The following is a 22,100-nucleotide window of genomic DNA, read 5'->3' as shown; positions in this document are numbered from 1 at the left end:
ACCGGTTGCTCCGACACCAGTCTTCATGGCCATTCCCGGATATTTCCACCCCGCCGCGCCCGGCGCCGACGCGCGCGCCCGCGCTCGCCGCACGCTCCGCCTTCCCGCACAGGGAACGCACGACGACGGAAGCGGCATCGCGGTGCTCGTCCACAATATTTCGGAAACCGGGCTGCTCCTCGAAAGCGACGCCGGGATCGCGGTCGGCGACCGGATCGAGATCGACCTGCCGCATGCGGGCGAAAGCCCGGCGACGGTGGTGTGGGTCAGCGACCGGCTCTCCGGCTGCCGATTCGACACCCCCATATCGCCCGCGACGCTCAGCGCCGCCCAGTTGCGCAGCGCCGTCACCCATGACGCGCACGACGACGAAGCCGCGGCGTCGCCCGCCGATCCGGCTTTCGGCAGCCGGCTCCAGCGGCTTCGCGCGCAGGCGGGGCTCAACCAGGCCCAGGTCGCCGAGCGCATGGGCGTCAGCGCGCCGTCGGTCTCGGGCTGGGAAAAGGGGCGCGCGCGGCCCAAGCACAGCCGCATGGCTGCGCTCGCCGCGATCCTTGGCGTGCCGACGTCCGAACTGCTCGGCGATCATCCGCCCGAGGCGCTGCAGGACCTGATCGAGCGCAGCCGCGCCCAGATCGCGATGATGGTCGGAACCAGCGCCGACAAGGTGCGGATCATCGTCGAGCTTTAGCGGCGCCCCTTGTCGGCGGGCTACCCGATCGGCTAGACTGCGCCGCTCACCGCTCAAAGGAGACCGAGGACCATGGATCAGACCTGACCGCATCGCCGCCGTGCCCTGCCGTCAGGAAAGCCTTGTCTCGTGTCTTCGATTACGCTCACCAATCTTCGCTGGTCCACGCCCGACGGCCGCGCCGTTCTGTCGGGGCTCGACCTGCGTTTCGCGCGCGAGCGCACCGGTATCGTCGGGCGTAACGGTGTCGGGAAATCGACGCTGCTGCGCCTGCTGACCGGCGAATTGAGGCCCGCATCGGGGCAGGTCGCCATCGACGGCCGCGTCACGCTGCTGCGCCAGTCGGTTCAGGTCGGCACCGACGAGACGATCGCCGACCTGTTCGGCGCCCGCGCGGGGCTCGCGCTGCTCCGCAAGGCCGAGGCGGGGGCGGCGAGCGTCGCCGACATCGGCGACGCCGACTGGACGCTCGAGGCGCGGATCGACGAAGCGCTCGCCGCCGTCGGCGTGCCGCTGCCCGCCGCGACGCCGCTCGCGCAGCTTTCGGGCGGCCAGCACACGCGCGCCGCGCTGGCGGGCGCGATGTTCGGCGCCCCCGATTTCCTGCTGCTCGACGAGCCGACGAACAATCTCGACCGCGAGGGGCGGGCGGCGGTGCGCGATCTGCTGCGCGGCTGGCGCGGCGGCGCGATCGTCGTCAGCCACGACCGCGAACTGCTCGAGGAAATGGACGCGATCGTCGAGCTGACGTCGCTCGGCGCCACGCGCCATGGCGGCGGGTGGAGCGCCTGGCGCGCGCGCAAGGCGATCGAGCAAGCCGCCGCCGAGGCCGAGCGCGCGGGCGCCGAAAAGCGTCTCGACCAGGCCCGGCGCCAGGCGCAGGCGGCGACCGAGAAGCAGGATCGGCGCGATGCCGGCGGACGCCGCAAGGCGGAGCGCGGCGACATGCCGAAGATCGTCAGCGGCGGCCTCAAGCGCCGCGCCGAGGAAAGCCGCGCCGCGGCCGGCCGCCTTGCCGAGCGCCAGCGCGGCGAGGCCGAGCAGGCGGTCGCGGCCGCGCGCGCGCGGATCGAGGTCGTCGATCCGCTGGCGGCCGACCTGCCCTCGACCGGCCTGCCCGCCGCGCGCACGATGGTCGAACTCGACCGGGTCACCGTCGGCTATGCGCCGGGGCGGCCGGTGATCGCCGACCTGTCGCTGACGATCACCGGACCCGAACGCGTCGCGATCACCGGCCCCAACGGATCGGGCAAGTCGACGTTGCTCGCGCTCGTCGCGGGGACGCTCGCGCCCTGGTCGGGGCGGGTGCGCGTTCCGGGGCCCCTTGCGCTGTTCGACCAGCGCGTGTCGCTGCTCGATCCCGCACGATCGATCGCGGACAATTTCCTCCTCCGCAATCCCGGCACCACCAACAATCAGTGCCGCGCGGCGCTGGCGCGCTTCCGCTTTCGCGCCGACGCCGCCGACCGCATCGTCGGCACGCTCAGCGGCGGCCAGTTGCTGCGCGCCGGGCTTGCCTGCGTCCTCGGCGCGCCCGCGCCGCCCGCGCTGCTGATTCTCGACGAGCCCGGCAACCACCTCGACCTCGACTCGCTCGCCGCGGTCGAGACCGGGCTTGCCGCCTATGACGGCGCGCTGTTGGTCGTCAGCCACGACCCGGCGTTTCTGGAAGCGATCGGGATCGAGCGCGAGATCGGGCTGCGGCCGACTCGGGACGGCGAGCCGACTTTTCCTCAATAATCGCGCAGCGGGCGGCGCGCGACGTCGTTTTCGATGATGTTCCGGATCGCGATCAGCGTCTTGAACGAATGGACGCCCTTGTCCTCGCCCAGCGCGCGGCGGGTGAAGCCGTCATATTCCTCCATCGAGCCGACCTGGACCTTGAGCAGGAAATCATCGTCGCCGGTGACGTCCCACGCGGCGGTGATTTCGGGATGGCGCGCGATCTCGCGCGCGAAATTATCCATCGCCTGCGCCCCCGCCTGCTGCATCTGGACGAGGACGTGCATGGTGAGCGCCGACCCGGTGAGCGCGGGATCGACCACCGCCATGTCGGCGACGATCACTTTTTCCGCGCGCAGCCGGCGCAAGCGGCGCAGCACCGCCGAAATCGACAGCCCGACCTTGTCGGCGAGGAGCCGCGCGGGTTCCAGATTATTGGCCCGCACCAGTTCGAGCAGGCGGCGGTCGAACGGGTCGAGATCGATCATTTTTCGCATATTTTTGCATATAACGCAAAATTTAGTCGCTGGCATGCCTAATTTCGGCGCCAATAATCGGTGCGGGCAGGGTAGATACTTCGTATCCGAACCGTTCGAGCCGACCGGCTCTCCCCCCTCCCTGCGGTTCGGATATAGGAGATCGAATATGGCCCGCGTCACCCCCGAAACCAACTGGCTCCAGCGTCTCTGGTCGTCGGTGATCGAAGCCTCCGCCGCCGCGGTCGCCGTCCATTATCACGCCCCGTGGGGCCGCGCGACCTCGCGCTGAGCGGTTCCGTCCGTCGCCCCCGCGCAGGCGGGGGCCGTCGGACGCCTGATCCTGCATCGCTACGCAAACCGACAGCGGCCCCCGCCTGCGCGGGGGCGACGAAGGTTGGCGGTCGCCGACAAACGCCGCTCAGGCAAATACCCCGACGCTTTCGATGAACTTGATCACCGAAATCGGTTTCGAGACATAGGCTTCCGCCCCCGCCGCCCTGATCTGTTCCTCGTCGCCCTTGCCGGCATAGGCGGTCACCGCCATGATCGGCACCGCGCGCAGAGTCAGGTCGGCCTTCATCTGGCCGATCAGGTCGAGCCCGCTGACATGCGGCAACTGGATGTCCATGATGATCAGGTCGGGCGAAACTTCGCGCGCCCTTGCCAGCGCGTCGCGCCCGTCGCGCACCGGATGCGCCTGATAGCCATGCGCGTTGAGCAGGTCGCAGAACAGGCGGAGGTTCAGCTCATTGTCCTCGACGACCAGGATGGTCTTGCCCATATGCTCTGTCTTCCCCACCTTGTATGCGCGGCCCGTCTAGGCGAATCGGCGGCATGACACAATTCATCGCGGTAAAGGGGTTTCCCGATTGGACGAGGATGATGCGGCGCTGGCGCTCCACGCGCTCGGCTGGATATTGAGCGACGAGCCGCGGGCCGAACGGCTGCTCGGCACGACCGGGCTCGACCCCGATTCGCTGCGGACGTCGCTGGGCGACCGCGCGACGCTCGCCGCGATCCTGTCGTTCCTCACTGCCTATGAAGCCGATCTGGTCGCTTGCGCCGAGGCGCTCGATCTGAAACCCGAAGCCCTTGCCGCCGCCGCGCGGCGCCTCGAAGGAAGTCGAAGGATGGACGCATGACCCGGCCGCTCGTGATCACCGATTGCGACGAGGTGCTGATGCACATGGTCGTCCCCTTCGCCCGGTGGGTCGATGAGGAACATGGCGTGCTTTTCCGCATGGAGGATGCGAGCTTTGCGGGGGCGCTGAAACGCAAGGAGTGCGGCACTCCGCTCGAAGCGGCCGAGGTCTGGCCGCTGCTCGACGGTTTCTTCCGCACCGAAATGGGGCGGCAGACCGAGATTCCGGGCGCGATCGCGGCGATGGCGGCGATCGGCGACATCGCCGACATCGTCGTCCTCACCAATGTCGGCCCCGACCATCAGGCGGCGCGCGGCGACCAGCTCGCTGCCCTGGGCTTTCACGCCCCGGTGATCGGTAGCCGCGGCGGCAAGGGCGAGCCGGTGCGCGCGCTGATCGAGGAGCGCCGGCCGTCGGTCGCGGTCTTCATCGACGACCTGCCGAACCACCATCATTCGGTGGCGATCGAGGCGCCCGAGGTCTGGCGGCTCCATTTCGTCGGCGAGCCCGCGATCGCCGACAAGGTGCGTCCGGCGAAACATGCCCATGCGCGAATCGACGATTGGAGCGAAGCGCAGGGCTGGATATTGGCGCGGCTGGCCGAAAATATTCCGGCTCCGGCCCCGCAACTCGTATAAAGGCCCAACTCGTATAAAGGAACGACCATGTCCGACATCGCCGCCAAACTCGCAGCTCTCGGCCTCGACCTGCCCAAGCCCGCCGCGCCGGTCGCGGCCTATGTGCCCGTCGTCGAACAGGGCGGGCTGCTCCATATCTCGGGCCAGCTTCCGTTCCGCGACGGGCAGGTCGTCACCGGGCGGCTCGGCGCCGACATGGACGAAGCGACGGGTTATGATGCCGCGCGCCGCTGCGCGCTGATGCTCGTCGCGCAGGTCGGGCAGGCGGTCGGCGGCGACTGGTCGCGGGTCGAAAAGATCGTCAAGCTCGGCGTGTTCGTGAACAGCGATCCAGGCTTTACCGCGCAGCCGAAGGTCGCCAACGGCGCGTCGGAATTGATGGAATCGCTGTTCGGAGAAGCCGGTCGCCACGCGCGCAGCGCGGTCGGCGTGTCGGTGCTTCCGCTGGGAGCCGCCGTCGAGGTCGATGCGATCGTCGCGGTGAAGCCGGCGTAGGGTTTCGGTGGCCGAAGCCGACCCGCCAGCCCGCACCATCTCGCTCGGCAGCGGCGTCGCCGCTGTCGATGCGGCGGCGTGGGATGCGCTCGCGGGCGGCGGCAATCCGTTCGTCAGCCATGATTTCCTGACGCTGCTCGAGCTATCGGGCAGCGTCGGACCCGGCACCGGCTGGCAGGCGGCGCCGATCCTGATCGAGGACGAGGCCGGGGCACTGGTCGCCGCGGCGCCCGCCTATCTCAAATCGCACAGCCAGGGCGAATATGTCTTTGACCAGGCATGGGCCGATGCCTGGACGCGCGCCGGCGGCGATTATTATCCCAAGCTGCAGATCGCGGCGCCCTTTACCCCGGTGCCGGGACCGCGTCTGCTCGCGCCCGACGAGGAGGCGGCGCGGCTGCTGATCCGCGGCGCCGAGGCGGTGGTGCGGCAGAACGGGCTGTCGTCGGCGCATGCGACCTTCGTCGCGCCCGACCAGATGCCGCTGTTCGAGCGCGCGGGCTGGCTGGTGCGGCGCGACATCCAGTTTCATTTCGCCAACGCGGGCTATGCCGGTTTCGACGATTTCCTGGCCACGCTGACCTCGCAAAAGCGCAAGCAGCTCCGCAAGGAACGCGCGCGGGCGGTTCAGGGTCTGCGGATCGAGGACGTCACCGGCGATGCGATCGCCCCCGAACATTGGGACGCGATGTGGGCCTTTTACCAGGACACCGGGTCGCGCAAATGGGGACATCCGTATCTGACGCGCGCGGCGTTCGACCTGATGGGGCGGCGCATGGCCGACCGGATCATCCTCGTCATCGCCTGGGACGGCGCCGCGCCGATCGCGGGGGCGATGCACTTCGTCGGTGCCGACACGCTTTACGGCCGTTATTGGGGCTGTCTCGTCGACGTCCCCTATCTGCATTTCGAGCTTTGCTATTATCGCGCGATCGACATCGCGATCGCGCGCGGCCTGGCCCGGGTCGAGGCAGGGGCGCAGGGCGGGCACAAGCTCGCCCGCGGCTATGGTCCGGTCGCGACCTGGTCGGCGCATTATATCGCCGACCCTGGCTTCCGCCGGGCGGTGTCCGACTATCTGGAACGCGAGCGCGCGGCCGAGGTGCAGGAAATGGAGTGGCTGGAAGGGCATATGCCGTTCCGGCGGGCGGCTTCACCCGGTCGCTGAGAATATATTTCGCGCCCTTCGAGCGAAGAGCGTCAGGCGGCGAAGCGCCGCGCCGCCGGGCGGCGGGCGGTTTCGTCGAGCCAGGCGCGCGCCTGACGCTGGGCCTCGGCGATTTCGTCGCGGCTCATTTCGTCCGAAACGTCGGCGCGGCAGCGCTGGCCCTCGAGGCTGCCGCCGAGCGCGGCGAGATTGAACCATTTATGCGCCTGGATCAGGTCGACATCGACCCCGCCCGAGCCGGTGGAAAATGCGATGCCGAGATCGAAATAGGCGTTGGCGTCGCCGCGCGCCGCGTCGAGCAGACGGCTCTCGATCAGATATTGGGCAGACTTCAGACTGTTCGCCATGATAACCCCCTTTGCCTCCACCCCACATGGAGATCCTAGCCCCCAAAGTTGCGGCTTATGGTCAACAAAGCGTTAACGCCGATGCAGATTTTTGGGGATATTGTGGGAAAGGGGCGGAAAAGAGCGGGTTTTCAAGCCTTCGTCATTGCGAGGAGCGGGGTGATGACGCAATCTCCAGCCATCGGCAAGGCGGGACGGTGGCTGGAGATTGCCGCGTCGCCTTCGGCTCCTCGCAATGACGTGGCCTTTTACTCGACCGCCAGCTTTTACTCGACCGCCAGATTGTCGATCAGGCGGGTCTTGCCGATCCGCGCCGCGGCGAGCAGGCGCGCGGGTTTGCGGAGCGCGCTCAGCCTTTCGAGACTGTCGGCGTCGGCGAGCGCGACATAGTCGATGCTGTCGAAACCGCCCGCGACGATATCGGATTCGGCTTTCGCGAGTGCTTCGCCGACCTCGGCGCCGCCCGCGATCGCTTGCGCCGCGGCCTTCAGCGCGGCGGGAAAGGCGGTGGCCGCGGCGCGCTGATCCTTCGAGAGATAGGCGTTGCGCGACGACAGCGCGAGGCCGTCGGTATTGCGCGCGATCGGTGCGCCCAATATGTCGATCGCGAAATCGAGGTCGCGCGCCATGCGGCGAATGATCGCGAGCTGCTGCCAGTCCTTTTCGCCGAAGATCGCGACATCGGCGCGCACCTGGTTGAAGAGTTTGGCGACGACCGTCGCGACGCCGTCGAAATGGCCAGGCCGCGCCGCGCCGCAATAATCGGCGCCAAGTTCGGCAACCTCGACATGCGTCGAATGGCCCCCGGGATACATGACCGCAACGTCGGGCGCCCAGAGCAGCGCGACGCCTTCCTGCGCGAGCAGCGCGGCGTCGCGCGCCTCGTCGCGCGGATAGGCGGCATAATCCTCGGCCGGGCCGAACTGGGTCGGATTGACGAAGATCGAGACGACGACATGGTCGGCGACCCGCCGCCCCATGCGCACGAGCGAGAGATGCCCGTCGTGGAGCGCGCCCATCGTCGGCACCAGCGCGACGCTCTTTCCCCCCTGCTTCAGTGCCGAAACGGCACGGCGCAGCATCGCGATATCACGGATGATTTGCACGCTTGCCCAGCCTCCGATATTGGCGGCGCATCCGCACCGTTCACGCGGCCGCCATGCGCCGCCAACAGGAAAATCGCAACGCCCATGACGAAGGCAAACCCCCACCGCATCATCTTTGCCAATGAAAAGGGCGGCACCGGCAAATCGACCTGCGCGGTGCATTTCGCGGTCGCGCTGACGAGCCTGGGCTGGCGCGTCGCGGGGATCGACCTCGATCCGCGCCAGCGCACCTTTCACCGCTATCTCGAGAATCGCGAGAATACGGCGAAGCGCCGCGACATCGCGCTTCCCACCCCGCGCTTCGAGGTGTTCGAGGGTTCGACGATCGACGAACTCGACGCGCAGGTCGAGCGGCTGGCCGTGGACGTCGACTATCTCATCGCCGACACGCCGGGCCGCGACGATATCTTCGCGCGTCACATGGCGACGAGCGCCGACACGCTCGTCACCCCGATCAACGACAGCTTCATCGATTTCGACCTGATCGGCCAGGTCGATCCCGAAACGTTTCAGGTCGTGCGGCCGAGCTTTTATTCGGAGCTGATCTGGGACACGCGCAAGGCGCGCGCGAAAAGCGACGGGCGAACGATCGACTGGATCATCCTGAGGAACCGCCTCCAGCATGTCGACGCGCATAATATGCGCCGCGTCGGCGAAGCGCTGAACCAGCTTTCGCGCCGCGTCGGCTTTCGCGTCATTCCGGGGCTGGGCGAGCGCGTCATCTATCGCGAGCTTTTCCCCGCCGGGCTGACCTTGCTCGACAAGGCGCATCTTGGCGGCATGGGGATCGGCCATGTCGTCGCGCGACAGGAATTGCGCGAGGCGATGGGCGGACTGAACCTTCCGGCGCGCGAGCGGTTGCATCCCGATGGGGATTTGTTCGCCGTCGCCTGAATCCCACCGCCTCCCCCAACAAGGAGCCGAGATGACCCATATCTTCCACCCCACGCTGCTGCGCGAATATGACATTCGCGGCGTCGTCGGCGACACGCTGTCGGCGGCCGACGCCACCGCGATCGGGCGCAGCTTCGCGACGCTGATCCAGCGCGCGGGGGGCAGGCGGGTCGCCGTCGGCTATGACGGGCGGCTGTCGTCGCCGATGCTCGCCGAGGCGCTGATCGCGGGGATCAACGCCGCCGGGATCGACGCGCTGAACGTCGGGCTGGGGCCGACGCCGATGCTCTATTATGCCGCGTCAACCGAGGATGTGGACGGCGGCATACAGATAACCGGCAGCCACAATCCCCCCGACTATAATGGTTTCAAGATGGTGTTTCAGGGGCGCCCCTTCTTCGGCGCCGACATTCAGCGGATCGGCGAAATCGCCGCCGCCGGAGATTGGGAAAGCGGCGAAGGCACGGCCGAGAGTATCGATATCGTCGACGCCTATGTCGACCGGCTCGTCGAGGGTTTCGCCGGCGGCGCCTTCCGCATCGGCTGGGACGCCGGCAATGGCGCCGCGGGCACCGTCATCGAGAAGCTGACCGCGCGGCTGCCCGGCGAGCATCATCTTTTGTACACCGACATCGACGGCCATTTTCCGAACCATCATCCCGATCCTACCGAAGAGAAGAATCTGGCCGATCTGAAGACGCTGGTCGCGCAGAAGAGCCTCGATTTCGGCGTCGCTTTCGATGGAGATGGCGACCGCATCGGCGCGATCGACGGCGAGGGGCGGGTGATCTGGGGCGACCAGCTCCTGCAAATCTATGCCGAGGCGGTGCTGAGGGAGCATGTCGGCGCGACGATCATCGCCGATGTGAAGGCCAGCCAGGCGCTGTTCGACCGCGTCGCCGAGCTCGGCGGCATCCCGCTGATGTGGAAGACCGGCCACAGCCTGATCAAGGCGAAGATGAAGGAAACGGGCAGCCCGCTCGCGGGCGAGATGAGCGGGCATATCTTCTTCGCCGATCGCTATTATGGCTATGACGACGCGCCTTACGCCGCGGTGCGGCTAATCGAGGCGGCGACGAAGCTCGGCAAGAGCGTGACCGAACTGCGCGGAGAGATGCCCGCGATGGTCAACACCCCCGAACTGCGCTTTCAGGTCGACGAGGTGCGCAAATTCGCCATTGTGGACGAGGTTCTGGCGCGGCTCGCGGCGGCGGGCGCGACGGTCGATCGCACCGACGGCGCGCGCGTGCTGACCGAAGACGGCTGGTGGCTGCTGCGCGCGTCGAACACCCAGGACGTGCTCGTCGCGCGCGCCGAGGCGAAAGACGAAGCGGCGCTGGTGCGGCTGATGGCGGCAATCGACGAGCAGCTCGCGCTGTCGGGAGTCGCGCGCGGGGAAAGCGCCGGGCATTGAGGCGTGACCTCCCCTCCCGCTTGCGGGAGGGGTCGGGGGTGGGTCGGCGATGGTGCGGTCATGCCCACCCCGCTACGGCTAGCGAGCAAGCTCGCAAGCCTCGCTGCCCCTCCCGCAAGCGGGAGGGGAAAACGTCCCTGCAAAATCCCTGCCAGATTGACCTTTGCCGCGTCGCTGCGGTAACGCGCGCTTGGGGCTAGAACGGATCCGACCTGCATATGACCGACGAAACCACGACCGCACCGGCCGAAGGCGACCATGGCATCGCCGAACACCGGGCGCATGTCCGCGACGATGCGGCGGCGGGCAATGGTCTCGCGATCATCTCGATCGCCAAAAGCTATGACAAGCGCGTGGTGCTGTCCGACGTGTCGCTGTCGGTCGGCAAGGGCGAAGTCGTCGGCCTGCTCGGCCCCAATGGCGCGGGCAAGACGACCTGTTTCTATTCGATCATGGGGCTGGTGCGGCCCGACGCCGGGCGCATCATGCTCGACGGCGCCGATATCACCTCGCTTCCCATGTATCGCCGCTCGATCCTCGGCCTTGGCTATCTGCCGCAGGAAACCTCGATCTTTCGCGGCATGACCGTCGCCCAGAATATCAGCGCGGTGCTCGAACTCGCCGAGCCCGACAAGATCGAGCGCGAACGGCGGCTCGAGGAATTGCTCGACGAATTCGGCCTGGGGCGGCTGCGCGATTCGGCGGCGATGGCGCTGTCGGGCGGCGAACGCCGCCGCGCCGAAATTGCCCGCGCGCTCGCGGCGAACCCCTCGATCATGCTGCTCGACGAGCCGTTCGCGGGCATCGACCCGCTGTCGATCAGCGACATCCGCGACCTCGTCGCCGACCTCAAGACGCGCGGTATCGGCGTGCTGATCACCGACCATAATGTGCGCGAGACGCTCGACCTCGTCGACCGCGCCGCGATCATCTATGACGGCAAGGTGCTGCTGGCCGGTTCGCCCGCCGAACTCGTCGCCGATCCCGAGGTGCGGCGGCTCTATCTTGGCGAGGGCTTCTCGCTGTGATGAGCTGGAGCTTTTCCAGTGCGTTTTGAGCGGTTTTCCGTATCCGTTCGCATCGAGCCCTTCGACGCCGCCTGCGGCGGTGCTCAGGATAAACTTCGGCCCGTCGGCCGAAGTCGAGATGCCGCTCGGACTTGCGCTGTCCTGATGGCTGTCTCGACTTCGCTCGACACGAACCGAACAAGAAGCCGATAATCGCCGATGGCGTTGGGTCCGCGCCTCGATTTACGCCAGTCGCAATCGCTGGTGATGACGCCGCAGCTTCAGCAGGCGATCAAGCTGCTGGCGCTGTCGAACCTCGAACTCGAAGCCTATCTGGCCGAAGCGCTCGAGGGCAATCCGCTGCTCGACGCCGCGCCCGCCGACCGCGACGATGGCGGGCCCGATGAGGGAGGGGCCGAGGAGCGCGGCGAAGAAGGGCTGCCGGCCGCCGACGTTCAGCCCGATACCGACCAGGCGCTGTCCTCCGATGCAGGCACCGCCGACGACCTCGACATCGACTTCGCCGAGGAACGCTTTCACCACGACAGCGCAAGCGATTCGGTCGGCCTGTCGGGCGCCAGCGAAGGCATCGATTTCGACAGTTTTGCCGAGCATGACGGCACGCTCCACGACCATCTGCTGGCGCAGGTCGGCGAACGGTTCGACGGGGTCGAGGCGATCGTCGCGGCGCAGCTCGTCGCCTTGATCGACGAGGCGGGCTATCTGCGCGCCGACCTGGCCGAGCTCGCGGCGCAGCTTGGCGTTCCGCTGGCGCTGGTCGAAGCGGTCCTAGCGGGCGTCCAGATTTTCGACCCCTCGGGCGTCGGCGCACGCGACCTGGCCGAATGTATCGCGATCCAGGCGCGCGAGGCCGACCGTTACGACCCCGCGATGGCGTGCATGATCGCCCATCTCGACCTGGTCGCGAAGGGCGCTTTCCCGCAATTGAAGCGCATCTGCGGGGTCGATGACGAGGATCTCGCCGACATGATCCGCGAGCTGCGCGGCTATGACCCCAAGCCGGGCCTCAAATTCGGCGGCGACAGCGCGCAGGCGGTGGTCCCCGACCTGTATGTTCGCCGGATCGCCGAAGGCTGGGCGGTCGAGGTGAATAGCACGACCTTGCCGCGGTTGCTCGTCAACCGCCGCTATTATAGCGAACTCGCCAAGGGCGCCGCGGCGAAAAGCAAGGCGTGGCTGTCCGAACAGCTCGCGGGCGCCAATTGGCTTGTCCGGGCGCTCGACCAGCGCCAGCGGACGATCGTCAAGGTCGCGAGCGCGATCGTCAAGCAGCAGGAAGGGTTTTTCCTCCACGGCGTCGCCGCCATGCGCCCGCTGACCCTGCGCCAGGTCGCCGAAGATATCGGCATGCACGAATCGACCGTCAGCCGCGTCACCAGCAACAAATATCTGAGCTGCGCGCGCGGATTGTTCGAGCTCAAATATTTCTTCTCGAGCGGCATTTCGGACGTGGCGGGCGACGGCGCGGTGTCGGCCGAGGCGGTCAAGAGCCGGATCAAGGCGATGATCGAGGCCGAGGATGCGAAAGCGATTCTGTCCGACGAGACGATCGCGCAGAAACTGTCGGCCGAGGGCCACGACATCGCGCGCCGCACCGTCGTCAAATATCGCGAGGCGATGGGCTATGGCTCTTCGGTGCAGAGGCGGCGGCAAAAGGCGCTGGCGGGGTAGGATTTGATTCGCGCAGAGGGCGCAGAGAACGCAGAGGATTTGGTTCACGCGGAGACGCGGAGCCGCGGAGTAGGAGGGAGATTGGCGACTTTGCCGCCTTCTTCATTCTCCGCGGACTCTGTTCCCTCTGCGCGAATATCTTCTTCTCCGCGGCTCCGCGGCTCCGCGTGAACTTTTTTGAGCTATCGGTGCGCCATGGAGCGGTTGACTTTTGACCCGCTTCCCCATAGTTGCGCCGCTTCGCGTGCAACGCTTGAAATTTACGGAAAAGACCCATGAAGATTCGCAACAGCCTGAAGTCGCTGAAGGACCGCCACCGCGATAACCGCGTGATTCGCCGCCGTGGCCGCACCTATGTGATCAACAAGACCAACCGCCGCTTCAAGGCGCGCCAGGGCTGATGGCCCTGCCGGGGCGATTTTCGCCCCGCGCGCATAAGCGAATGAGCGTGACGCCGTCGGAGGCTTCCGGCGGCGCTTTCGCGTGTCTGGAGGATATATGATCGAGCGTTGCGTGATCTTCGACGTCGGCCGCGTGCTGTTCGACTGGGATTTACGCTATCTGTTCGCCAAGCTGATCGACGACAAGGCCGATCTGGCATGGTTCGTGACGAACGTCGTCACGCCCGAATGGCATTTTCAGCACGATGCCGGCCGCCCGCTCGCCGAGATGGTTCCCGAGCTGAAAGGCCAGTTTCCGGGGTATGACGCGCTGATCGACGCCTATGCGGCCCGCTTCAACGAGACGATTCCGGGGCCGATGCCCGGCAGCCTCGAACTCGTCGAGCGATTGGACGCGGCGGGACTGCCCTTGTTCGCAATCACCAATTTCGGCCATGAATTCTGGGAAGGTTTTCACCCGACCCAGCCCATCTTCGACCGCTTCCGCGATATCATCGTCTCGGGCACCGAAAGGCTGACGAAGCCCGACCCTGCAATCTACCACCTTGCGATCGCGCGATTCGGCATCGATCCCGCGGGGGCGCTGTTCATCGACGATGTTGCCGCGAATATCGCGGGCGCTGAGTCGGTCGGGATCGCTGGGCATCGCTTCGTCGATGCCGAGGCGCTGGAACGCGAACTCGTCGCGCGTGACTATCTGGCGATACCGACATGAAAATCCGGATCGCGACCACCGACGATCTGCCGGCGATGCGCGAGCTGATGCGCCGCGCGATCGACGAGCTGCAACGCGACTTTTTGTCGGCGGCCGAAGTGCGCGCGAGCCGCGCGGTGATGGGGCTCGACACCCAGCTCGTCGCCGACGGCACCTATTTCGTCGCGACCATCGAGGACGATCTGGCGGGATGCGGCGGTTGGAGCCGGCGCGCGACGCTCTATGGTGGAGATCACAGCAGCGACCTGCGCGAGCCGCGTTTGCTGGACCCGCGGTCCGAGGCGGCGCGCGCGCGCGCGATGTACACCGATCCCGGCTTCACGCGCCGCGGCGTCGGCCGCGCGATCCTCGAAGCATCGGAAGCCGCAGCGCGCGCTGCTGGTTTCGGCGCGGCCGAACTGATGGCGACGCTTTCCGGCGAACCGCTCTACCGAGCGAGCGGCTATGCACAGATCGAGCGCACCGTCGCCTCGGTCGACGGGATCGACGTCCCGCTCGTGCGGATGCGCAAGCTCCTCGCCTGACGGCGCCCTTATTTCTCCACCCCCAATTGCGTCAGCACGAAGGCGAACTCCTCGGCATCCTCGTGGAGCGCGCCCCAGCGGCCCGACTTGCCGGCGTGGCCCGCGCCCATGTTGGTGCGCAGCAGCAGCGCGGCGTCGTTGATCCGCGTCGCGCGGAGTTTCGCGACCCATTTAGCGGGTTCCCAATAGGTCACGCGCGGGTCGTTGAGCCCTGCCGACACCAGCATCGGCGGATAGGCTTTGGCGGTCACATTGTCGTAGGGGCTGTAACTCAGCATATAGTCGAACGCCGCCTTGTCGGTGATCGGATTGCCCCATTCGGGCCATTCGCCGGGGGTCAGCGGCAGCGTTTCGTCGACCATCGTGTTGACGACGTCGACGAAGGGCACCCCCGCGAGCACCGCGCCCCACAATTCGGGCGCTTCGTTAGTGACAACGCCCATCACCTGCCCGCCGGCCGAGCGACCCTCGATCGAAATCTTGCCCGCGCTGGTATAATTCTTCGCGATCAGCCCCTTCGCCACGTCGATGAAATCGTTGAACGTGTTCTTGCGTTCGGTCGTCTTGCCCGCGAGATACCAGGCACGCCCCATATCATCGCCGCCGCGGACGTGCGCGATCGCATAGATCATCCCGCGATCGACGAGGCTGAGCCGCGTCGTCGAGAAACCCGGCGCGATGCGATAGCCATAGCTGCCATAGGCATAGAGATGCAGCGGCGCGCTGCCGTCGAGCTTTGTCCCCTTTTTATAGACGAGCGAGGCGGGGATCAGCGTTTTGCCGTCGCGCGACGGCAAATTGACCCATTCGGTTACATATTGTGACGCATCATAACCAGAAGGAATTTCCTGCACCTTCAATGTTTCCAACCGCCCGGTTGCGATATCGAAGTCATAGACGGTGTCGGGGGTGACCATCGATTCATAGTCGAGCCGGAGCTTGTCCTGATGATATTCGGGATTGTCGCCGAGCCCCGCGACATAGGTCGCCTCGGGAAATCGGATCCGCCCCGGCGTGAGCGGCGCGTCATAGCCGCGGACATCGACCTGATCGAGCCCGTCCTCGCGCGCCTCGATCACGAAATAATCGCGGAAGATCGACAGGCCGGTGATGTAGCTATGATCCGATCCGGGGATCAAAGTCTTCCAGTCACCCGGCGCCTTGACGCTCGCGGTCGCGACGCGGAAATTCGGATGGTCGTCGTTGGTATGGATGTAGAGCATCCCGTTCCGCTCATCGACGCTATATTCGCGCCCCTTCTGGCGCGCCGACACGAGCTGCATCGGCGCCTCGGGATTGTCGGCGGGGAGGAGATAGACCTCGCTCGTCTCATTATCGCCCGTCGCGATGACGATATAATTGTCGGCGGCAGTCTTGCCGATCCCGACCCCGAAGCCGATGTCGGGCTCCTTGTAGAGCAATTTATCCTCGGCCACCGGACGCCCGAGCTTGTGCAGCCGGACATTGTCGGTGCGCCAATTCTCGTTCGCGAGGCCATAGAGGATCGCATCATTCCCCGAGGTCCAGACGAGCGACGACAGCGTGCCGGGGATGACGTCGGGCAGCAGATCGCCGGTGTCGAGATTGCGGACGCGCGCCTCGAAACGTTCGGAGCCATTATCGTCGAACGAATAGGCCATCAGCTTGCCGTTCGGGCTGATCGACAGCTCGGCGAGGCGGAAATATTCCTTGCCGTCGGCCATCGCGACCTCGTCGAGGATCAGCTGGGGTTCGCCGCCCGCCGCCGGTTTGCGATACCATTTCTTATATTCGGCGCCTTCCTCATATTCGACCCAATACACCCAGTCGCCGTCCTTTTGCGGCACGCTCGAATCGGCTTCCTTGATCCGGCCCTTCATCTCCTGGAACAGCGTTTCGACGAGCTTGGCGTGCGGCTTCATCGCGGCGTCGAACCAGCTGTTCTCGGCCTTTACATAATCGAGGATGTCGGCGTCATCGACCACCGGATAGCTTTGGTCGCGCAGCCAGAAATACGGGTCGGACAATGTTTTGCCGTGCAGCACCGTCTCGTGCGGCCGCTGGTCGGCGACGGGGGCGGCAGGCAGGGCGGGGCTGGTGGTCAAGGCGGTCTCTTTCTCTTCGGCGAAAGCCGTTGGGGCGACGACAAGCGGGGTGGTAATTGCGGCCAGAAACACCCAAGTAGCACGCATAGGAAACTCCCGCAGCATCGCCCCCGGTGGGCAGGATTGGCTGCGATGTAGGAACAAGGAACACGGCATGTCCAGCCCCGTCCCCAGCATCATCCACGCCGAGCGCCTCGCCCGCGTCCGCGCCGCACTCGCGGCGCGTGGCCTCGACGGGTTCGTCGTCCCGATCAGCGACGAGCATATGAGCGAATATGTCGGCGCCTATGCCCAGCGCATGGCGTGGCTGACGGGCTTTGGCGGTTCGGCCGGGACTGCGGCGGTGCTGCCGCAAAAGGCCGCGGTGTTCGTCGACGGCCGCTACACCGTGCAGGTCCGCGACCAGGTCGACGGATCGCTGTTCGACTATATCGGGGTGCCGCAGTCGAGCGTCGCCGAATGGCTGGGCGCGAACGTCAGCGCGGGGCAGAAAATCGGCTATGACCCCTGGCTCCACGGCATCGACTGGGCGCGGGGCCTTGAAAGGGCACTCGCCGCGAAGGACGCGAGCCTCGTCGCGGTCACGCCCAATCCGCTCGATGCCGCGTGGGACGACCAGCCCGCACCGAGCGACGCGGTGGTCACGGTGTATGACGCAAGCCTCGCCGGGCAAACCGCGACCGACAAGCGCGCGATCATCGCCGACTGGCTGAAAGCCAAAAATCTCGACACGACGGTGATGACCGCGCTCGATTCGATCGCCTGGACCTTCAACATTCGCGGGACCGACGTCAGCCACACCCCGGTGGGACTCGCGTTCGCGCTGCTCCACGCCGACGCCACCGCCGACCTGTTCATCGCGCCCGAGAAAATCACCGACGCGGTGCGCGCGCACCTTGGCAACAGCGTGCGAATCCACGACCGCGACGCTTTCGAGGCGGCGCTGGCCGATCTGGCGGGCAAGGCGGTCGCGGTCGATCCCGACCGCGCGGTCGCGGCGATCTTCACCGCGCTCGAAGCGGCGGGGGCGACGATCGCGCGCTATCGCGACCCCGCGGTGCTGCCCAAGGCGATCAAGAATGCGACCGAACTCGACGGCACCCGCGCCGCGCATGTCCGCGACGGAGTCGCGGTTGCGCGTTTCCTGAAATGGATGGAAGCGACCGCGCCGCAAGGCCATCTCGACGAACTCGCCGCCGCCGCGAAGCTGCGCGAATTTCGCGACCAGAGCGGCGCGCTTCGCGACCTGTCGTTCGATACCATCTCGGCCGCCGGCCCGAACGGCGCGCTGCCGCATTACAAGGTCGACGAGACGACCAACCGCGGCATCGAGACCGGGACGCTCTACCTCGTCGATTCGGGCGGGCAATATGCCGACGGCACGACCGACATCACGCGCACGATCGCGATCGGAACGCCGAGCGCCGAGATGCGCCGCCGCTTTACCCAGGTGCTCAAGGGGCATATTGCGCTCGCGCTCGCGCGCTTCCCGACCGGCACGCGCGGCAGCCAGCTCGACATTCTGGCGCGGCAATATCTGTGGGCCGACGGGGTCGATTATGCGCATGGCACCGGTCACGGCGTCGGTGCCTATCTGGCGGTTCACGAGGGGCCGCAGCGCATCGCCAAGCCCGCGGGCGGGCAAGCGGGGACCGAGGAGCCGCTGCACGCGGGCATGATCCTGTCGAACGAGCCGGGCTATTACAAGGCGGGCCATTTCGGTATCCGCATCGAAAATCTGGTCATCGTGGTGCCGCAGGCGATCGCCGACGCCGAAGAGGATATGCTGGGGTTCGAGACGATCACGTTCGCGCCGATCGCGCGCGACCTGGTCGATGTGTCGCTGCTGTCGCCGGCCGAGGCCGACTGGCTCGATGCCTATCATGCCCAAGTGCTTGCCAAGCTGGCGCCGGGGATGGAGGGCGAAGACCGCGACTGGCTGACGTCCGCCTGCGCGCCGCTCGACCGCACCCCCGTCGCGCTGGCCGCCTGAGGCGGCGATGGAGCAAAGTCCGCTCGAGGATTTTCGCGTCCGTGAGACCGTGCGCGTCCGCTTCAACGAGATCGACGGCCAGAATATCGTCTTCAACGCGCATTATCTGGTCTATGCCGATATCGGCGTGACCGAATATTTTCGCGCGCTCGGCGAGGGACAGCCCGGCCCCTATTTTCACCAATATGGTACAGACATTCGCGAGACGCACTGCGAGATCGCCTATCACGCTCCCGCGCGCCTCGACGAGCTGATCACCATCGCGGCGCGGGTGAGTCGGTTCGGGCGGGAAAGCTTCACTCTGCATTGCGGGATTTTTCGCGGGAACGAACGGCTGACCGATATCGAGATCAGCTACGCGCATATCGACAGGGATAGCGGACAGCCGACCTCCTTGCCCGGTAGCTTCATCGCCGAAGTGCGGCGATTCGAAACGCGGACGCCGGTGCAGGACTGAAGCCCGCGCTGCTGCGAAGGCGATCTTCATAGGGATGGTGAATCCGATGCGGGTTGCCGCTTTGGGGTGGGGAGCGGCCGCCTCCCCCTCTTTGTCATTCCCGCGAAAGCGGGAACCCAGAGCATGCGTCGGCTGACCCCACACTGGGTTCCCGCTTTCGCGGGAATGACGAAGGTAGGAGATACCAAGCGTCGCTTCCCGCCCGAAACCCGGCATTCGCCTGCGCGGGGAAATCGCCAAAAGGAACCGAATCGACCCTCTCAACCAAAAAAGTCGAAAAAAAGGGCCGCCCGAGGGCGACCCTTGAAAGTTTTTGGGAGAGGATGCCTAAAAGGCAAGGGTGATATTGCACTGCACAATGAATTGTGCAACTGCGAAATGAGCATCCGCAGTTGCATTTTTTGCAATCATCTCCCTTTTGTAGGCGCCGCGCGCAATCGACCCCATAATATCGGACGCTCGCAATATCGATCGACATCCCCTAAATTGGCGCCATGCGAATGTTCAGCAATATGGATGTCACCGGCGGCTTCAGCGATTTCTGGGGCTATATCCGCGAACCGCGCCCGCATCGCTGGGCGATCTGGGGTGTCGCGATCGCGCTGACCTGGTTCATCTTTCACGGCGTTTCGGAATATCTGATCCCCTATGAGAAGCCGAAGGCGCAGATCATCTATTTCGAGAATTGGAAATCGACGCGGAGCGAGAGTGAGATTCGCGCCGACTGGGTCGCGCGCGCAAAGGAGACGACGCGCCTCAATGCCGAAAAGCGCGCCGAATTTCAGCGTCTCGCGAAAAGCCTGGGGGTCGAATATGATTCGACCGAAGCCGACAGGGTGACGCGCGAGACACTGGGCGACGCCGTCGCGGCGGCGGCGATGAAGAAGCCCGAGCCGGTGAAGACGCACTCGACGCTGGCCGAACGCGCCGCGCGCGGGCCGCGAGCAGCATCGACGGCCAAACCCCAACCCTGATGCCCCCAACCCTGATACAGCGCGGGCACACCGACGCCGACTGGATGGCCGCCGCGATCGCATTGTCGCGGCGCGGGCGTCCCGCGTCGGCGCCGAATCCCAATGTCGGCTGCATCCTCGTCCAGCCTGCCCCCGCGAAAGCGGGGGGCCGGGTCGTCGCGCGCGGCTGGACTCAGCCCGGCGGGCGGCCGCACGCCGAGGCGATGGCACTCGCGGCGGCGGGCGACGCGGCGCGCGGCGCGACCGCCTATGTCAGCCTCGAACCCTGCGCACATGCCAGTGCGCGCGGCCCGGCGTGCAGCGACCTGCTGATTGCCGCGGGGATCGCGCGCGCGGTGATCGCGGCTCGCGACCCCGACCCGCGCACCGACGGCGCCGGAATCGCCCGATTGCGCGCGGCGGGGGTCGAGGTCGTCGAGGAGCTGCTGCCTGCCGAAGCGCGCGCAGCAATGGCGCCGTGGTGGACGCGGCACGCATGGGGGCGGCCGTTCGTGACATTGAAGCTCGCGACCTCGCTCGACGGCTGCATCGCGATGGCCGACGGGTCGAGCCGCTGGATCACCGGCGAGCGGGCGCGGGCGCACGCCCATCTCGAACGCGCGATGCACCAGGCGATTCTCGTCGGGCGCGGCACGCTCGACGCCGACGCGCCGGGACTCGACGTGCGGCTGCCGGGGCTGGAGGATCGCAGCCCGGCGAAATGGCTGCTGACGCGCGGGAAGGCGCCTGCGGGGTGGACCGCCATATCGTCGCCCGAGGCGATCGATGGCGTCGATTCGCTGCTCGTCGAGGGCGGTGCGGGCGCCGCCGCGGCCTTTCTCGCCGCCGACCGCGTCGATCGGCTGCTGCTGTATCGCGCGCCGATGCTGATCGGCGGCGGCCGGGCGGCGCTCGGCGATATCGGCCTGGCCGACCTGGCCGAGGCACACGGCCGCTGGCGCCTTGCCGACAGCCGCCTGCTTGGCAGCGACCAACTCGACGTCTACGAGCGGGTGCGAAGGGATTGAAGCGCATATGTTCACCGGCATCATCACCGACATCGGCACCATATTGACCCATGAGGATCGCGGCGACACGCGGCTCGTCATCGCGACGCGCTATGACGCGGGCGGTATCGATCTGGGCGCGTCGATCGCCTGTTCGGGCGCGTGCCTGACCGTCGTCGACAAGGGTAGCAACGCCGACGGCGACTGGTTCGCGATCGACGCAAGCGCCGAAACGCTCGCGTGCACCGCGCCCGGCATGTGGGACGCGGGCCGCCGCCTCAACCTCGAACGCGCGCTACGCGTCGGCGACGAGCTTGGCGGGCACATCGTCACCGGCCATGTCGATGCGGTGGGCCGGATCGTCGCGATCGAGCCGGTGGGCGACAGCGTGAAAATCACCGTCGAGGCGCCCGCCACGCTCGCGCCGCATATCGCGCCCAAGGGCTCGATCACGCTCGACGGCGTGTCGCTGACGGTCAACGAGGTGATCGACCAGCCGGGCGGCACCGCGCATTTCACGCTCAACATCATCCCGCACACGCAGGAGATGACGACGCTCGACGAAGCGGCGGCCGGGCGCGCGGTGAATCTGGAGATAGACATCCTCGCCCGCTATCTGGCGCGGATGCAGGCGCGGGGATAATTTGGGGCCATTCGGCTCAGGCTGATCTCTCTGCGCCCTCGCGTGCAACGCTTTCAGAGTCCCTCGCCCCATGGCCCCGCCAGGTCGGGGTCCGCCGCGATCATCGCGCGGCGCATCGCGAGGCGGCCGATGCGCAGCAGTTCGGCCTTGCGCCGCGCGGGGGCGAGGTTGCGGCTTGCGGCTTCGCGGACCACCGCGGCGCCATAGCGATCGGCGACGATCAGGCCCGAGCTTTCGGGGCGATAGTCGGGCGTTTCCAGAATCGCCGGGTCGAGCCCGGCCGCCAGCGCCCAATAGAAGCGGTCGCACCAGTCGCAATAGTCGGGCCATTTGCCGTCACCGTGCAGGTCGGCGCGGCTGACCTTGATCTCGACGATGATGATCTGACCTTTGGCGTCGATCGCGGTGAGGTCGGTGCGCCGCCCGTTGGGCAAACTCACCTCAGGAATCGCAACCAACCCCTGCTGCGCGAACAACCGGCACACGCCGCGCGCGACATCCGCGGCGGTCAGCAGATCGCTCATCGCT

Annotated in this window: 25 protein-coding genes; 19 read left to right on the top strand and 6 right to left on the bottom strand. The window is 66.6% G+C overall.

Features of this window, described 5'->3' with window-relative positions; genetic code table 11:
- Positions 1-25: 25 nt before the first annotated feature.
- The gene (locus CVO77_RS11550) at positions 26-691 is read left to right on the top strand and encodes a helix-turn-helix domain-containing protein (RefSeq protein ID WP_105999187.1); all 666 of its coding nucleotides are present in this window, start codon (positions 26-28) and stop codon (positions 689-691) included.
- Between the two features lie 129 nt (positions 692-820).
- Entirely contained in the window at positions 821-2,431 is a 1,611-nt protein-coding gene (locus CVO77_RS11545; RefSeq protein WP_105999186.1) for an ABC-F family ATP-binding cassette domain-containing protein, read from the top strand.
- Here the strand turns inward: CVO77_RS11545 and CVO77_RS11540 are convergent.
- Positions 2,425-2,901, bottom strand: a complete 477-nt coding sequence (locus CVO77_RS11540) for an Lrp/AsnC family transcriptional regulator (RefSeq protein ID WP_242445911.1) — start codon at positions 2,899-2,901, stop codon at positions 2,425-2,427. The two genes, CVO77_RS11545 and CVO77_RS11540, sit on opposite strands and share 7 nt — an antisense overlap.
- A 157-nt stretch (positions 2,902-3,058) precedes the next feature.
- On the opposite strand from CVO77_RS11540, the gene CVO77_RS21815 reads away from it, so the two are divergent.
- Positions 3,059-3,181: a hypothetical protein gene (locus CVO77_RS21815; RefSeq protein WP_275541954.1), complete on the top strand. Its 123-nt coding sequence runs from the start codon at positions 3,059-3,061 to the stop codon at positions 3,179-3,181.
- Between the two features lie 129 nt (positions 3,182-3,310).
- Here the strand turns inward: CVO77_RS21815 and CVO77_RS11535 are convergent, their stop codons facing one another.
- A complete protein-coding gene (locus tag CVO77_RS11535; RefSeq protein ID WP_105999184.1) occupies positions 3,311-3,673 on the bottom strand; it encodes a response regulator in 363 nt (120 codons plus the stop codon).
- Between the two features lie 88 nt (positions 3,674-3,761).
- Here CVO77_RS11535 and CVO77_RS11530 point away from each other — a divergent pair, with 88 nt between their 5' ends.
- Genes CVO77_RS11530 through CVO77_RS11515 form a run of 4 tightly spaced genes read left to right on the top strand, consistent with a single transcriptional unit; the run spans position 3,762 to position 6,335 of the window.
- On the top strand, positions 3,762-4,034 hold the full coding sequence (locus CVO77_RS11530) for a DUF3572 family protein (RefSeq protein ID WP_105999183.1): 273 nt from the start codon (positions 3,762-3,764) through the stop codon (positions 4,032-4,034).
- The gene (locus tag CVO77_RS11525; protein WP_105999182.1) at positions 4,031-4,672 is read left to right on the top strand and encodes a hypothetical protein; all 642 of its coding nucleotides are present in this window, start codon (positions 4,031-4,033) and stop codon (positions 4,670-4,672) included. Before CVO77_RS11530 ends, CVO77_RS11525 begins: the two co-directional genes overlap by 4 nt.
- Before the next feature lie 27 nt (positions 4,673-4,699).
- Entirely contained in the window at positions 4,700-5,167 is a 468-nt protein-coding gene (locus tag CVO77_RS11520) for a RidA family protein (protein ID WP_105999181.1), read from the top strand.
- A gap of 7 nt (positions 5,168-5,174) precedes the next feature.
- A complete protein-coding gene (locus CVO77_RS11515) occupies positions 5,175-6,335 on the top strand; it encodes a GNAT family N-acetyltransferase (protein ID WP_105999180.1) in 1,161 nt (386 codons plus the stop codon).
- 32 nt (positions 6,336-6,367) lie between these two features.
- Here the strand turns inward: CVO77_RS11515 and CVO77_RS11510 are convergent, their stop codons facing one another.
- Together CVO77_RS11510 and panC are read right to left on the bottom strand one after the other, a co-directional pair.
- A complete protein-coding gene (locus CVO77_RS11510; RefSeq protein WP_105999179.1) occupies positions 6,368-6,682 on the bottom strand; it encodes a sel1 repeat family protein in 315 nt (104 codons plus the stop codon).
- Between the two features lie 266 nt (positions 6,683-6,948).
- Positions 6,949-7,788, bottom strand: coding sequence for a pantoate--beta-alanine ligase (gene panC, locus CVO77_RS11505; protein ID WP_105999178.1), 840 nt, complete (start codon positions 7,786-7,788; stop codon positions 6,949-6,951).
- A gap of 84 nt (positions 7,789-7,872) precedes the next feature.
- Between panC and CVO77_RS11500 the strand changes: the two genes are divergently transcribed.
- The 7 genes from CVO77_RS11500 to CVO77_RS11470 all read left to right on the top strand — a co-directional run bounded on the left by CVO77_RS11500 (position 7,873) and on the right by CVO77_RS11470 (position 14,435).
- The gene (locus CVO77_RS11500; RefSeq protein WP_105999177.1) at positions 7,873-8,682 is read left to right on the top strand and encodes a division plane positioning ATPase MipZ; all 810 of its coding nucleotides are present in this window, start codon (positions 7,873-7,875) and stop codon (positions 8,680-8,682) included.
- A 31-nt stretch (positions 8,683-8,713) separates the two neighbouring features.
- Positions 8,714-10,096 (top strand): phosphoglucomutase/phosphomannomutase PgmG, encoded by a 1,383-nt coding sequence (pgmG, locus tag CVO77_RS11495; protein ID WP_105999176.1) that lies wholly within the window; start codon positions 8,714-8,716, stop codon positions 10,094-10,096.
- Between the two features lie 218 nt (positions 10,097-10,314).
- Complete coding sequence (gene lptB / locus CVO77_RS11490) at positions 10,315-11,124, top strand: LPS export ABC transporter ATP-binding protein (RefSeq protein WP_105999175.1); 810 nt, start codon at positions 10,315-10,317, stop codon at positions 11,122-11,124.
- Positions 11,125-11,322: 198 nt separating this feature from the next.
- On the top strand, positions 11,323-12,795 hold the full coding sequence (gene rpoN, locus CVO77_RS11485) for an RNA polymerase factor sigma-54 (protein ID WP_105999174.1): 1,473 nt from the start codon (positions 11,323-11,325) through the stop codon (positions 12,793-12,795).
- 275 nt (positions 12,796-13,070) lie between these two features.
- Positions 13,071-13,196 (top strand): type B 50S ribosomal protein L36, encoded by a 126-nt coding sequence (ykgO, locus tag CVO77_RS11480; RefSeq protein ID WP_003046794.1) that lies wholly within the window; start codon positions 13,071-13,073, stop codon positions 13,194-13,196.
- Positions 13,197-13,293: 97 nt separating this feature from the next.
- The gene (locus tag CVO77_RS11475) at positions 13,294-13,911 is read left to right on the top strand and encodes an HAD family hydrolase (RefSeq protein WP_105999173.1); all 618 of its coding nucleotides are present in this window, start codon (positions 13,294-13,296) and stop codon (positions 13,909-13,911) included.
- Positions 13,908-14,435 (top strand): GNAT family N-acetyltransferase, encoded by a 528-nt coding sequence (locus CVO77_RS11470; protein ID WP_105999172.1) that lies wholly within the window; start codon positions 13,908-13,910, stop codon positions 14,433-14,435. Before CVO77_RS11475 ends, CVO77_RS11470 begins: the two co-directional genes overlap by 4 nt.
- An 8-nt stretch (positions 14,436-14,443) precedes the next feature.
- On the opposite strand, the gene CVO77_RS11465 is transcribed toward CVO77_RS11470, so the two are convergent.
- Positions 14,444-16,606: a S9 family peptidase gene (locus CVO77_RS11465; RefSeq protein ID WP_242445910.1), complete on the bottom strand. Its 2,163-nt coding sequence runs from the start codon at positions 16,604-16,606 to the stop codon at positions 14,444-14,446.
- Between the two features lie 67 nt (positions 16,607-16,673).
- On the opposite strand from CVO77_RS11465, the gene CVO77_RS11460 reads away from it, so the two are divergent.
- From CVO77_RS11460 to CVO77_RS11440, 5 genes are all read left to right on the top strand, one after another.
- On the top strand, positions 16,674-18,512 hold the full coding sequence (locus CVO77_RS11460) for an aminopeptidase P family protein (protein WP_105999171.1): 1,839 nt from the start codon (positions 16,674-16,676) through the stop codon (positions 18,510-18,512).
- A 7-nt stretch (positions 18,513-18,519) separates the two neighbouring features.
- Positions 18,520-18,969, top strand: a complete 450-nt coding sequence (locus CVO77_RS11455; protein WP_105999170.1) for an acyl-CoA thioesterase — start codon at positions 18,520-18,522, stop codon at positions 18,967-18,969.
- Positions 18,970-19,463: 494 nt separating this feature from the next.
- Positions 19,464-19,943: a hypothetical protein gene (locus CVO77_RS11450; RefSeq protein WP_105999169.1), complete on the top strand. Its 480-nt coding sequence runs from the start codon at positions 19,464-19,466 to the stop codon at positions 19,941-19,943.
- 44 nt (positions 19,944-19,987) lie between these two features.
- Positions 19,988-20,950, top strand: a complete 963-nt coding sequence (gene ribD / locus CVO77_RS11445) for a bifunctional diaminohydroxyphosphoribosylaminopyrimidine deaminase/5-amino-6-(5-phosphoribosylamino)uracil reductase RibD (RefSeq protein WP_106000793.1) — start codon at positions 19,988-19,990, stop codon at positions 20,948-20,950.
- 7 nt (positions 20,951-20,957) lie between these two features.
- Complete coding sequence (locus CVO77_RS11440; RefSeq protein WP_105999168.1) at positions 20,958-21,572, top strand: riboflavin synthase; 615 nt, start codon at positions 20,958-20,960, stop codon at positions 21,570-21,572.
- 53 nt (positions 21,573-21,625) lie between these two features.
- Here the strand turns inward: CVO77_RS11440 and CVO77_RS11435 are convergent, their stop codons facing one another.
- Positions 21,626-22,096: an MmcB family DNA repair protein gene (locus tag CVO77_RS11435; RefSeq protein ID WP_105999167.1), complete on the bottom strand. Its 471-nt coding sequence runs from the start codon at positions 22,094-22,096 to the stop codon at positions 21,626-21,628.
- Positions 22,097-22,100: the final 4 nt, after the last annotated feature.

The sequence above is a fragment of the Sphingopyxis lindanitolerans genome (assembly GCF_002993885.1).
Classification (GTDB): Bacteria; Pseudomonadota; Alphaproteobacteria; order Sphingomonadales; family Sphingomonadaceae; genus Sphingopyxis; species Sphingopyxis lindanitolerans.
Note: the sequence above shows the minus strand (reverse complement) of the source record. Positions and strands in the feature narration are given on the sequence as shown.